At 65.2% G+C, this 11,963-nt stretch carries 13 protein-coding genes; 8 read left to right on the forward strand and 5 right to left on the reverse strand.

The features are described 5' to 3' along the window. Positions 1 to 17: 17 nt before the first annotated feature. On the reverse strand, positions 18 to 638 hold the full coding sequence (locus tag GII31_RS00085; RefSeq protein WP_213245669.1) for a TetR/AcrR family transcriptional regulator: 621 nt from the start codon (positions 636 to 638) through the stop codon (positions 18 to 20). A 140-nt stretch (positions 639 to 778) separates the two neighbouring features. Here GII31_RS00085 and GII31_RS00090 point away from each other — a divergent pair, with 140 nt between their 5' ends. The 4 genes from GII31_RS00090 (at position 779) to GII31_RS00105 (ending at position 5,839) form a co-directional block, all read left to right on the forward strand. Further along, the gene (locus GII31_RS00090; protein ID WP_213245671.1) at positions 779 to 1,699 is read left to right on the forward strand and encodes an NAD-dependent epimerase/dehydratase family protein; all 921 of its coding nucleotides are present in this window, start codon (positions 779 to 781) and stop codon (positions 1,697 to 1,699) included. Between the two features lie 141 nt (positions 1,700 to 1,840). Further along, on the forward strand, positions 1,841 to 3,091 hold the full coding sequence (locus GII31_RS00095; protein WP_246222020.1) for a hypothetical protein: 1,251 nt from the start codon (positions 1,841 to 1,843) through the stop codon (positions 3,089 to 3,091). Continuing rightward, entirely contained in the window at positions 3,088 to 4,437 is a 1,350-nt protein-coding gene (locus GII31_RS00100; RefSeq protein ID WP_407649864.1) for a lipase family protein, read from the forward strand. Before GII31_RS00095 ends, GII31_RS00100 begins: the two co-directional genes overlap by 4 nt. Positions 4,438 to 4,645: 208 nt before the next feature. Further along, positions 4,646 to 5,839: an MFS transporter gene (locus GII31_RS00105; RefSeq protein WP_213245673.1), complete on the forward strand. Its 1,194-nt coding sequence runs from the start codon at positions 4,646 to 4,648 to the stop codon at positions 5,837 to 5,839. Positions 5,840 to 5,923: 84 nt separating this feature from the next. Here GII31_RS00105 and GII31_RS00110 read toward each other — a convergent pair whose 3' ends face one another. From GII31_RS00110 to GII31_RS00120, 3 genes are all read right to left on the reverse strand, one after another. Then, a complete protein-coding gene (locus GII31_RS00110; protein WP_213245675.1) occupies positions 5,924 to 6,334 on the reverse strand; it encodes a type II toxin-antitoxin system VapC family toxin in 411 nt (136 codons plus the stop codon). Positions 6,335 to 6,336: 2 nt separating this feature from the next. Then, positions 6,337 to 6,600 carry a type II toxin-antitoxin system Phd/YefM family antitoxin gene (locus tag GII31_RS00115; RefSeq protein ID WP_213245677.1) on the reverse strand — a complete coding sequence of 88 codons (264 nt, stop codon included), beginning with the start codon at positions 6,598 to 6,600 and terminating at the stop codon, positions 6,337 to 6,339. A 205-nt stretch (positions 6,601 to 6,805) separates the two neighbouring features. After that, entirely contained in the window at positions 6,806 to 7,108 is a 303-nt protein-coding gene (locus tag GII31_RS00120) for an excisionase family DNA-binding protein (protein WP_246222021.1), read from the reverse strand. A gap of 284 nt (positions 7,109 to 7,392) precedes the next feature. Between GII31_RS00120 and GII31_RS00125 the strand changes: the two genes are divergently transcribed. Continuing rightward, the gene (locus GII31_RS00125) at positions 7,393 to 8,121 is read left to right on the forward strand and encodes a hypothetical protein (RefSeq protein ID WP_213245681.1); all 729 of its coding nucleotides are present in this window, start codon (positions 7,393 to 7,395) and stop codon (positions 8,119 to 8,121) included. A gap of 28 nt (positions 8,122 to 8,149) precedes the next feature. Here GII31_RS00125 and GII31_RS00130 read toward each other — a convergent pair whose 3' ends face one another. Next, on the reverse strand, positions 8,150 to 8,722 hold the full coding sequence (locus GII31_RS00130) for a helix-turn-helix domain-containing protein (protein ID WP_213245682.1): 573 nt from the start codon (positions 8,720 to 8,722) through the stop codon (positions 8,150 to 8,152). Positions 8,723 to 8,841: 119 nt separating this feature from the next. Between GII31_RS00130 and GII31_RS00135 the strand changes: the two genes are divergently transcribed. From GII31_RS00135 to GII31_RS00145, 3 genes are all read left to right on the forward strand, one after another. After that, complete coding sequence (locus GII31_RS00135; protein ID WP_246222022.1) at positions 8,842 to 10,281, forward strand: MFS transporter; 1,440 nt, start codon at positions 8,842 to 8,844, stop codon at positions 10,279 to 10,281. Positions 10,282 to 10,600: 319 nt separating this feature from the next. Further along, positions 10,601 to 11,101: a hypothetical protein gene (locus tag GII31_RS00140; protein WP_213245685.1), complete on the forward strand. Its 501-nt coding sequence runs from the start codon at positions 10,601 to 10,603 to the stop codon at positions 11,099 to 11,101. Positions 11,102 to 11,402: 301 nt separating this feature from the next. Next, positions 11,403 to 11,897, forward strand: coding sequence for a hypothetical protein (locus tag GII31_RS00145; RefSeq protein ID WP_246222023.1), 495 nt, complete (start codon positions 11,403 to 11,405; stop codon positions 11,895 to 11,897). Positions 11,898 to 11,963 lie beyond the last annotated feature (66 nt).

Genomic DNA, 11,963 nt, shown 5'->3' on the forward strand with positions numbered 1-11,963 from the left:
ACGGTATGTGAGCACTGTCAACAATGTGTCCGGCGAGAGCCCCGAGCCGACTGCGTCGATGGCACCACAGGCGCGATGGCGATCGCACCAAAGGCCCGGCGCACCTGGTCGGCCACCTCATCGCGTGACGGGGCCCGCAGTTTGCCGTCGAGGTACAGGCAGGCCATCCCGTGGGCCAGGCCCCAGCCCGCGGTGGCCAGAGCCGAGGTGTCGGCTTCGGGGGAGACGCGATCGAGTGCTCGGGCCAGCAGGTTGTGCAGGGCCCCGGCTGCCTTGACGCGTTCGTCGTCGGTGTCGTCGCAGGGCTTTCCGAACATCAGCCGGAACAGGGCGGGGCGTCCGAGCGCGAAGTCGACGTAGACCACCGCGAACTCCGCCAGTTCCGGCAATGAGCCGGGCATATCGCGGCTGTCGCCCAAGTCTGCGAACAAGTCACGGAAGCCCTCGGCGGCCAACGCCGACTCCACCGCGTCGCGGTCCTTGAAGTGGCGATACGGCGCTGTCGGGGACACACCCGCTTTCCGGGCGATCGCGCGAAGCGAGAAGGGTTCGCCGCTCTCGAGCATCCCCATCGCACTGGAGAGCAGAGCGGCCCGCAGGTCGCCGTGGTGGTAACCGCCCTCCTCTGAAGTTGACATTGCTCACTTCGCCCTTCTGCATTAAGTTGACACCGCAAACATACCGCACGTTCGGAGGAGTCGGAGACCCGACCGGCCGTGCCGCATACGCCGCACAACCCACGCCCCGGACACCACCGAGAGACCGTGAAGGAGTAGCCGTGCAGACGATCCTGGGTGCCGGCGGACCGATCGCCGACGAGCTCGTGTACGAACTCCACCGCCACCACACCGAACGGATTCGCCTCGTTAGCCGCAGACCGACCACGATCAACGACACCGACGAACTCGTCGCCGCGGACCTTACCGACGCCGAGGCCACCGACAGGGCCGTCGCCGGCAGCGATATCGCCTACCTGACCGTCGGTCTGCCGCTGGACGCCCAGCGGTGGGAGTCGCAGTTCCCCATCATCATGCGCAATGTGATCGACGCCTGCATCAACCACGGGACCAAGCTCGCGTTTTTCGACAACACGTACATGTATCCCGGCACGTCCGCACCGCAGAACGAATCGACGGCCTTCGCGCCGGGCGGGCGCAAGGGGCGCGTCCGCGCCAACATCGCCGAAATGTTGCTCGAGGAGATGCGGGCCGGCCGGATTGAGGCTCTGACCGCCCGAGCGCCGGAGTTCTACGGCCCCGGGCAGACCAAGAGCTACACCAATTCGTTGGTGTTCGATCGGATCAAGGCAGGCAGGCGGCCGCTTGTCCCGATTGATGCCCACACCGAGCGCTCGTTGATCTGGACTCCCGACGCGGGCCGGGCGCTGGCGTTACTCGGCAACACCCCGGACGCCTACGGCCAGACGTGGCACCTGCCGATCGACCCCGACCGGCGAACGTACGCTCAGCTCATTTCTCTCGCCGGTCGGATCAGCGGCCGATCGATCGGGTACACCGTGCTGCCCATGTTCGCGTTCGCCCTCGCGCGCCGTGTGGTCAAACCGCTCGATGAGATGTATGAACTGCTCGACCGGTACCGGGGCGACAACCTCTTCGACAGTTCGAAGTTCACAGCGCGCTTCCCCGACTTCCCTGTCACCACGTATCAGGAGGGAGTGGAGCTGATCCTCACCCACTGATCGGGCACCCGCCGGTCCCGGACGCCTGAGGCCGGCCCTTCCGGCCCGCCGGTCAGTGGTGTGATCTCCGGTGCTGTTTTGATTTCCTCTGCGCGCTCATGAGAAGTTTGGGTGATTCAAACCACATTCTCAGGAGGGTTCATGACGAGGACAGGCCGAGTGGTCCTGCTGGTGGTGACGATGATGCTGGCGGTGGCGTCGGTGTTGTTGCCCAGTCCGGCACGGGCAGCCGAGTTCGACCGGTATCTGAACCTCCCGCTGGTCAATCGGGACGCCGCGCATGGCACGGGCGGTCTGCATCCCGATCTGCCGACAGATGTGCCGACTCTGGGCAAGCTGCTCGGGCAGGCCCGCGGGGCAGGAGTGGCGCCCAGGTCGTACCAGGCGCTGCTGGCCCAGTACTGGCTGGCCACCGCGACCTCAGAGGCCGGAATCGAGCTCAAGTCGTGGAACCCGCGGACCGGCGCGATGGCCAACCGCGAGGTCCTGATCAAGTCGTACCGCTACTACGAGAACTTCCAGCTCTCGCACCGCGAACTGCAGTGGGCGGGCATGGGCGGCCAGGTGGGTGCCGATTTCGGCGGCGGCCTCGTCGACTTCGAACTGTTCAGCGTGCCGTTCAACGTCAAGGAGATCGGGCTGGCGGCCAATGCGGTTGTCAAGGCGGTGACGGATGCAGGCGGTCCGGCGCTGCGCAACGCGCTACCCGACGGGCTGCTCGCGATCGCCGATGGCGGTGCCAAGATCACCGGTGCCGACCTGCACTACATCCTCGGCATGATCATGGTGATGCAGAAGAACATTTTCAGCGACCTGATGCCGATGCACGCCGCCTATGTGGACAAGGGCCTGCCCGCGATCGCCGAGATGCGCGACGCCGGACTGTTCGACGACGAGATCTACCGGGCCTGGGAGGACGTCGCGTCGAAGAATCCCGACCGGATCGCCGCCGGTAACGCCCGGCTGCTGCGTCGCGAACAGGGTGAGGTGATCAAGCGCCAGTGGGACCAGGTGCGCAACCATCGCGGCAAGGTCGGCGCGGCCATCACCTACCTGTCGACGGTCGCCGGTTCGCCGTCGGTCGCCGGGGTGAAGCCGCCGCGGTCCATGGATCCGGTGGTGCTGTACTCCTCGACCCCCGACGGCCGACGGCTGAAAATCACGACGCCGCTGCCTGATTGGGACTGGTCGGTGTATTCGGAACGGTGGAGGTACATCAGCGATGAGTTGCTTCCCAAGTACAAGTTCATGGTCAATCACCGCTGGCCGCAGTTGCGGGCCACGCTGGAGGTGCCCTACGAGCGGCAGTTCGAATCGCATCGGCCGATCATGAACATCCCGCAGATCCTGTACGCGATGGCTGATCAGATTCGTGTGGAGGTCGTTAAGTGAAGCAGCGCAACACTTTTCGGCTCAGTATTGTCCGGATCATCGCGGCGGTGACGGTGACGACGCTCGCCCTGCTGGGTACGGGTGCCGCCGGGGGCGCTCCCGTGCACAAGACCCCGTCGTTGCCGGAGCTCTTCAACGGATTCGTGGTCGGCGCCTTCGCCGGGGCGAAGATCGGAAGCCCGCAGGAGATCTTCCACGCACTCACCGCCGACGACCCGTTCTACAAGGAACCGAAGCTGACCGGCACGGAGAAGCCTGGCACGCTGATCAAGTCCAAGAAGGTCGACGTCATGTTCACCGGCGTCAAACCGGCCAATCTCAACGCGTACAAGATCATGTATGTGACAACGGGTTTGGATGCGAAGACGCCGGAGATCAGTACCGGTATCGTGATGGTGCCGCAGGGTCGGCGCGGAGTGGACCGAAAGGTCATCAGCTACCAGGAGGCCAACGATTCCGTCGGTGGCAACTGCCATCCGTCGGGACAGTGGACGGGCCAGAATCCGATGGACGGCTCGTCGTGGTCGGCACTCGGGCCGCTGGCGATCATGTTCGACAAGGGCTATACCGTCACCATCTCGGACGTCGGCAACAATGGTGACACGTCGCCGCACGGCGTATTCGCCGGAACCTACGCCGGACACGCCCAGCTCGACGCCGTGCGCGCGGCCCAGCAACTCCCCAAGGAGGCGCCGCGCAAAGATGCCGAGATCGTGCTGTTCGGTATCGCCGGCGGCGGTGTCGGGGCGGCGCGGGCCGCCGAGGATCAGGATGTCTACGCGCCGGAGCTGACGGTGAAGGCCGCCGTCCTCGAGGGCATGGTGATCAATGAGCGCAACTTCATGCGGATCGCGAACGGGTCGATCGGATCGGGTTTCGCGTTCGCCAACCTGCTCGGTCTCGAGCCTAAATACCCGGATATGAACATCGACGCCCACCTCAATCCGGCCGGTAAGGCTGTCGCCGACTGGTATCGCACCCAATGCCAGACTCCCGCGTACTTCATGATGCCGTTCGTGCCGTTGCAGACGCTGTTCAAGGGCAACAGGAATCCGGCCGACATCCCCTCGTTCCAGCGGGCCTACCGCGACAACGTGCTCGGCAAGAAGGCACCCAAACCCAAAGTGCTCATCACCTCGTGCGCCAAGGACGATTCGATCATGTCGATCGTTCCGGCCAAGGATGCCCGCAACCTCGCGGCCACCTACCGCCGCGGCGGAACGCGGGTCACGTACGCGCCCACCAACTGCAGCTGGATCGAGATGATCACCAACCTGTATCACTGGGGCACCGATCTGTTCGGCGTGCAAACCCTCGCCTGGGTCGACGCCCAGTTCACCCGGTAGTCGGGAATAGCAGCCCGGTTCCGGTCGTCACCGCACACCACCCAGCCGGTTGAGGTGCGAGGCCGCCCGGCGGCCGAGCCTCGAAACCCGGTGAGATGACGGTGTCGTCCAAGCGGTTTCGAGGCTCATCGCCTAGCGGCTCGTCGCACCTCAACCGGCTGCTGGGCGGATTGGGTCCTGGGACAACGGAGTGCGAGGCAGGAACGGAATGAGCGAACCCGACGAGATCAAGCCGTTCACACTCACCCGGGCCGTCACCCTGCTGCTGGCGGTGACGTGCGGTACCTCGGTGGCGGGCCTGTACTACGCGCAGCCACTGCTGGTCACCATCGCCGACCACCTGAACGTCTCGTCGTCGACGGCCGCGCTTCTGGTCACCGCGTCCCAGATCGGCTACACGCTCGGCCTGATGTTCCTGGTGCCGCTCGGCGATGTCATGGATCGTCGGCGGCTGATCATCGCGATGATGACAGTGGCGATAGCGGCGTCGGCGGGAGCGGCGGTGTCACCGAATTTCGCGACGCTGTGTGCGCTTCTGGTGATCGGCGGTATCACCTCGGCGACCGCGATGGTGGTGGTGCCGATGGCGGTCGGTCTCGCGGCCGATTCCGAGCGCGGCCGGGTCACCGGCACGGTGATGGGCGGGTTGCTGCTCGGAATCCTGTTGGCTCGCACCGTCAGTGGTGTGATCGCCGAGATCGGCGGCTGGCGCCTGGTGTACATCGTCGCCGCGGTGGCACTGGCGGTGCTGGCGGTGCTGCTGCTGCGGATCCTGCCGCCGATCACACCCACGGCGTCCTTGACGTATCCGCGGTTGTTGCGGTCGATCTTCACCATCATCGGCCGCGAACCGATCCTGCGGGGCCGCATGGCGCTGGGGTTCCTGTCGATGTGTGGATTCGCCCTGATGTGGACGTCCTCGACGTTCCTGCTGGCCGAGGAGTACGGCTATTCCGACGGCGTCATCGGCATCTTCGGTCTGGCCGGTGCGGCGGGCGCGGTGGGTGCACCGATGATGGGTCGGCTCGCCGACGCCGGACATGCCCGCCTGAGCACCACGCTCACCTGGTCGACGGTGCTCGTGGGTTGGGGTCTGCTGGCGCTGGGTACGCACAACCTGCCCGCGTTCGTCGCCGGCATCCTGGTGTTCGATTTCGGGGTGCAGGCCGCCCACATCACCAACCAGAACCGCATCTACGGCCTCAATCCCGATGAACGCAGCCGCCTCACCACCGCGTACATGGTCACGTTTTTCTTCGGCGGCGTCGCCGGCTCGATCATCGCCTCCCTCGCCTACGCCGCCGGTGGCTGGCTGCTGGTGTGCGGCATCGGCGCAGGTCTTGCCGCAGCTGCCCTCGCCATCTGGGCCACGATCTGCGCCACCGTCGAACGCGCCTCGTAGTTTCTGAACCGCAGATCGTGGTAAATGTGCGAGTGAGCCGACCTGGTGGGATGCGATCTCTCCGGCGACTTCATATCAGCTGATTCAGCGGGCACGTTCGTCATCCGGGCCCGGTGCCAGCATGGGAATTCCCTGGTGTGTTGCGGCATCGGCCATCCGGGTGTCGTAGGTGACCAGGCCGTCCAGATCGTCGCCCAGTTCGAGAGCCGCGGCGATGTGGACGGCATCCAGGCTGCGCAGAAGTGGAGGTTCGAGCAGTGCAGCAGCGGTGAACGTGGCGCCGGACAGCGTAGTGAGGGTGATCGAACTCAGCACAAGTCTGGCTCTGACCATGTCGCCCCCCGCCAGCCGAACAGCGCGGATCAGTTCGGTGCGGGCGAGGTCGCAGGACACGAGAACCGGGTCCTCCTCAATGAGCCAGCGGTGCAACGTGGACGATTCCGGTTCGGCTACGACGAACTTCACCAACGCCGATGTGTCGATGTAGTACGCCATCGTCAGCGATGTTCGGTTTCCCGTAGTTGTGCCAGTGCAGCCGAGAGTTCCGGACCCGGAGAGGGTTCGGGTAGGTCGCGTAGCGCTGACTTCGGTGGTCGCGCACGTCCTGCGGCGACCATCCGCTCCAGGGGTGACGCCGAAATCGGGGATAGTTGCGCGACCGGTCTGCCGTGGTCGGTGATCACCACTGTCTCTCCGGACGCGGCCTCGGCAACTACCGCGGACGCGTTCTGCTTGAGGGCCCGGATTCCCACTTCAGTCATGTTCTTCATCGTAGAACATTGTGGAAGACGGTGCTGGCCGAGTCTGCCGCTCTATAGTTCCTGAAGTCGTTGCCGAACTCGTTCACCGAACACGGGGCACCCGGCAGATTCCAGTGCGTGGACAAGATTCACGCTGAGTTGTCGGCCGCACCAGTACTTCAACTGCTGCTCGACCACTGCCGCTTACCGGACCTCCGCCAGACCGTCAGTACTCTTCGAGCAGCTCATCGAGCCCACGTAGTTTGTCGAAGGCTTCGCGCTGCCGCTGTAGGCGTCGGCGTTTGTACTCTTCGACGTCGGCGGCGAGTAGGCGATGATGTGACCCGACCTTGTGGGACGCGATCTCACCGTTACCGATCATCTTCATCAACGTCGGGCGGGATACTCCGAGCTGGCTCGCGGCGACGGTCGTCGTCAGTTCCTCGGGAAGCGTAGCGATCGATATCCGGTCGCCGGACGCCATCGCCAGCACCACGTTGCGGATGATCCGAGCGAGGTCAATCGGCACGGCGACTTGCTCGTGAACGTCGGTTCCGCTGATCGTGATAGTCGAAAACTCGGTGCCGACAGCCGCGATGAGAGCCTGGGCTGCCGCTCGCTCGTGGCGTGCAAGCATGACCGACCGATCTCTCGACCCCGTGTCCAACATGATCCCTCCGATCTGATTACAGATGTAACTGTAAGAGACTTTCACTTGTAACCGTAAGTGCGGGGCTGGGTGATTGTTGGAATGTCTGGCACGTGGCCTTCGTTGCAACTGTGTTGCGGACCGTCGACCAGGAGGTTTGGCCTATGCGTGGATTCGACGTCAGTTCGTGGAACGGGGTGGTGGGGTCGCTGCTCATCCTGACCGTGGTTATGGCGATCGGTGTGGGCGTCCGGCTGATCGTCATGTTCACGGTGCAACAGCGCCAGCAGCGGATGAACCGGCAGATCAACGAGCGGCTCAAGACCCTCATCGCGGCGTACAAGGTGCTCGGCGGATCGTTCACCGGCAATCTGGCCGTCGACCCGCGGCACCTGCGTGACATCAGGATCGGGGCCGCCGCCCCCGATAGCGGGACCGCCCCCGAAGACGGGACCGGCCCGGATGATGCCGACGATCAGGACGGCGGCGACATGGACACCGTGATTCCGTCGGGTGCGGGATCGGATAGGGCCCGCCGGACGCGGGACGCGGTGGAGGCGGCGCTCTCGGATGTGTTCCTGCTGGGTACCGAGGAACATGTGCGGCTTGCCGAGCAGGCCGCCCGGGAGCTGGTCGCGGGCCGCCCGGTGTACACGGCCGAACTGGTGGCGTCGCTGCGCGAGTTCATCAGGCGAGCCCTGGACCTCGATCCGATACCCGATGATCTGCGGATACCGAGCCAGGGACCGGCGCGACCATCATCGTCGGGTGTCCGGCAGGGCCGTGCCGGCGGCCAGGGCGGCGGAAGACAGGGTGGAGGCGGCGGCGGGGGTGCCGGTGGTGGCATGGGAATGGGCATGGGCGGCATGGGAATAGGACGCCACGACGACTGAGTCCGCCACGAGCCCGAATCCGAAAGGGTCAGCCCGGGTTGCCGACGCGGGGCACCGCCTTCTCGCCGTGCGGACCGAAGATGTGCAGGATCTCCACCGACGGACAGCACTCGGCCGGACCGAACCAGTGCGGTATCCGCGGATCGAACTCGGCGGTCTCACCGGGGCCGAGGACGTGCTCGTCGTCGCCGAGGATCAGCCGCAGCGAGCCGGCCAGCACGTACAGCCAGGCGTGTCCGTTGTGCGACTTGAGGTTTGGCTCGCGCTGTCCAAGAACATGTTTGAACACCTGTACGCGGCCCTGATAGCCGGTCAACGGAACGATGACGCCGCCGGTGGCGTGCCGGAAACCGGCGAGGTGGGTGCGCGGGTCGCCGGTGGCGGGAGCCGCGACGAGTTCGTCGAGCGAGACCCGGTAGACCCGGGCGAGGGGGATGAGCAGGTCGAGTGTCGGCCGGCGGATACCGGTCTCGACCCGCGACAGTGTGCTCGTCGACAGGCCCGTCTCGGCGGTGACCGCGGCCAGGGTCAGGCCCCGCGCCGTGCGTATGGCCCGAAGCCGGGGACCGATCGCATCGAGCAGCGAAACCACATCCTCCATAAGCCCATGCTTGCAGAAACCGCAAGATCTCTCGACCCCGGTGGGTCGGCTCCCGCACGATGGACGCCTGGTGCACCAGGCATCGGGCCGGGTGCGACGCGAGGGGCAGGCGGGGCATCGTGGCACTTTCACGAGAGGAATCCGGAGCAGGCGTCGACACGGGCGGCAGCGGAGTGGTGTCCTCCGCAACCGATACCGAATCGCGGGCGTCGCCGAGTACCGCTCGTCGATGGACGATTCTCGCGGTGTGCGCGTCGGCGCTGTTCCTGGTGGGCCTGGACACCTCGATAGTGACCGTCGGCCTGTCCGAGATCGGGGCGGGTCTGGATGTCGCGCCTGATCGTCTGTCCTGGGTCATCGACTCCTACACCGTGGTGTTCGCATCCTTCCTGATTACCTCGGGTGCCCTCGCTGATCGGTTCGGGCGTCGCCGTACGCTCCTGGTGGGCATGCTGGTGTTCGGATTGTCATCGGTATTGTGTGCCGTTGCACCATCTTTCGGTGTTCTGATCGCAGCTCGCATCGCCCAGGGGGTCGGCGCCTCGATGTTGACGCCGGTGGGTCTGGCGATTGTCGTCAACACGATGACCGACCCGGCCGAACGGGCGCGTGCGATCGGCGTGTGGGGATCGATGTTCGGGCTGAGCCTGGCCGCCGGACCGGTCACCGGCGGCGCCCTGATCGCCGCGCTCGACTGGCGAGCACTGTTCTGGATCAACATCCCGTGTGTCGCCGTGGCGATGATCCTGATCGTCCGGATTGTTCCCGAATCCCACGGCGGACAGGTCCGTCGTCTCGACGTTCCGGGCCAGGCGCTGCTGGTGGCGATTCTGGCGATCGCGGTGGCCCTGATCATCGAGGTGCCCCGGATCGGTTGGTCGAATCCGTTGAGCCTGACCGGATATGTGACGCTGGCCGGCCTGCTTCCGTTGTTCGTGGTCGTGGAATCACGGCGCCACCAACCGGTCATCGAACCGGCGCTGTTCCGGGTGGCGGCCTTTCGTGGAGCTGTTCTGGGTGCACTGGCGGTGTTCGTGGCGTTCAGCATGACGCTGCTGACCACCACCGTGTATCTGCAGGACGTGCGCGGCTGGACCGCCGTGGCGGTCGGTGCGGCGATCCTGCCGATGGCCGCCGGCGCTATCTGTTGCGCACCGCTGTCTGGCTATCTGGTGAGCCGGATCGGACCGCGTGTACCGCTCATGATCGCCGGTGCCGCAATAGTTCTCGGCGGAATTCTACTGACTGGCGTGCCCGTGTCCGACAGTATCGGTCTGCTGATCGTCGCGTATCTGTTCATCGGGGTGGGTGTGGGCTTCGCCAACGCGCCGATCACCAACACGGCGGTGAGCAGCCTGCCCCCGGCCCGCGCCGGGGTGGCCGGGGGCACCGCGTCGACGGCGCGTCAGGTAGGCATCTCCGTGGGTATCGCCCTGGCCGGAAGCCTCGTATCCGGTGCCGACGACTTCACGAGTGCGAGTGTGCCGGCGTGGATCACCATCGCCCTGTGCGGTGCCGTGGTGGTCATGCTCGGTGTCGTGAACCGCCGGCCGGGCTGACGGCACGGGCATCGGTATGGGTGCTTCTCGCTGAACGGGTCCACTGCGCGTGCGGTGATATGAAACGCGGTGCCATGAAACTATGCCCATGACGTTCTTGGGACAAGCGTCGGGTTTCTCAGCAGCGTCGCTCGCCCGGCCGCGCGTTCGCCATCGGTGACCGGAATGTAGTCCACCCGAATGACAGCCGGACGGCGCAGCGATTAGCCGATTCGCGCATGCAAGTAAAGAGGCTTTTTATACTATCGAATGTCAGGTGCGCACCGCGGGGGTCCGTACAGTGGATGAGCGACGCGTGAGTTGAGTGGAGGGAGTGGTAGTGAATCACGGAATCGGTAAACCTCGTCGGGCAGTGGTCGCCGCGGTGGTCGGAGCAGCGGCGCTCGCCTGCGGCATACCCGGACTGGCCGTCGCCGCCGAGGGCAGCATGGACACGGGCAGCTCCGGGGGCATCTTCTCCGGCAGCGCCGATGCCGCCGGTTCCGGTACCCGTGACGGCTCACCCAACGGTGCCGACGGTGCACCGCGGGTTGTGCGCTGTGGCCAGCAGTCCAAGTCCGGGGGGCAGGCGGTCACCAACACCAAACACCTGATGGGTCGGCCCGGACCGCTGACGTTCACCCTCAACTACAACACCGGTACCCAGGCCGACAAGATCGATGTTTTCTACCAGGGCAAGTTCGTCGGCGGCTCCGGCAACGTCAAGGGTGCGGGCAGCAAGAAGATCAGTGTGAAGGCGGGCACCAACGACTATGTGACGGTCAAGGTGACCGGTCCGGTCGGTGGCTACTGGAGCTACACACTGACCTGCCCAGCCTGACGGCAGGGTCTATCGCGCACCGGGCCTACCGCGCACCGGGCCTACCGCGCACCGGGCCTACCGCGCACCGGGCCTACCGCATTGCAGGATTGCCGCACGGCAGGTCTTGCGCTTGTACGAGATCTCACCCCGTTGGGAATTTCATCCTTGTGGACGACACCGTCCTGATGGCTGACCGTGTGACACGCCGATACGGTTGATCCGAGATATTGGATAGTGAACCGGACGGTGGTAAATGGGTACTACAGCGGGTAGGTCTCCTCGGTGGGTAGGTGTTGCGGCGCTCGGCGTCGGTGCGCTGATGTTCGGGGTACCCGGCGTCGCGGCGGCCGACGGCAGTGTCAGCGTCGGCAGCGTCGATTCGGGCAGTGCGGAAGATATCGGCAGCGGCATCCTCAACGAGTTGGTCCCGGGCCTCGGGGATGCGGTCACGGGCAGTGTCGAATCGTTCGGCAGCGATGACGGCCCCACCGTCGCCCCGCCGCAGACACAGCGCTGCAACCAGGCGAGCAAGTCCGGTGGCTACGGGATCACCAATACCAAACACCTGATGGGACGCGGCGGTCCGTACACCTTCACGATCGTCTATGACACCGAGAACATCCCCGACCAGATCGAGGTGTTCTATCAGGGCCGCCGATTGTACGACACTGGGATGATCGGCGACAACATCAACGAGGGCAACGGCAGCAAGCAGATCCGGGTGCCGTCCGGAACCCAGAACTACGTGACCGTCAAGGTGACCGGACCGGATTCGGACACCCACTGGAGCTACACGGTGAACTGCCCGGCCTAGTTGTGATGTCCTAGTTGTGATGTCCAGGCGCATCGAACCCACCTGACACAGCGGCCTCCACATGGC

This window comes from Gordonia pseudamarae, assembly GCF_025273675.1.
Taxonomy (GTDB): Bacteria; Actinomycetota; Actinomycetes; order Mycobacteriales; family Mycobacteriaceae; genus Gordonia; species Gordonia pseudamarae.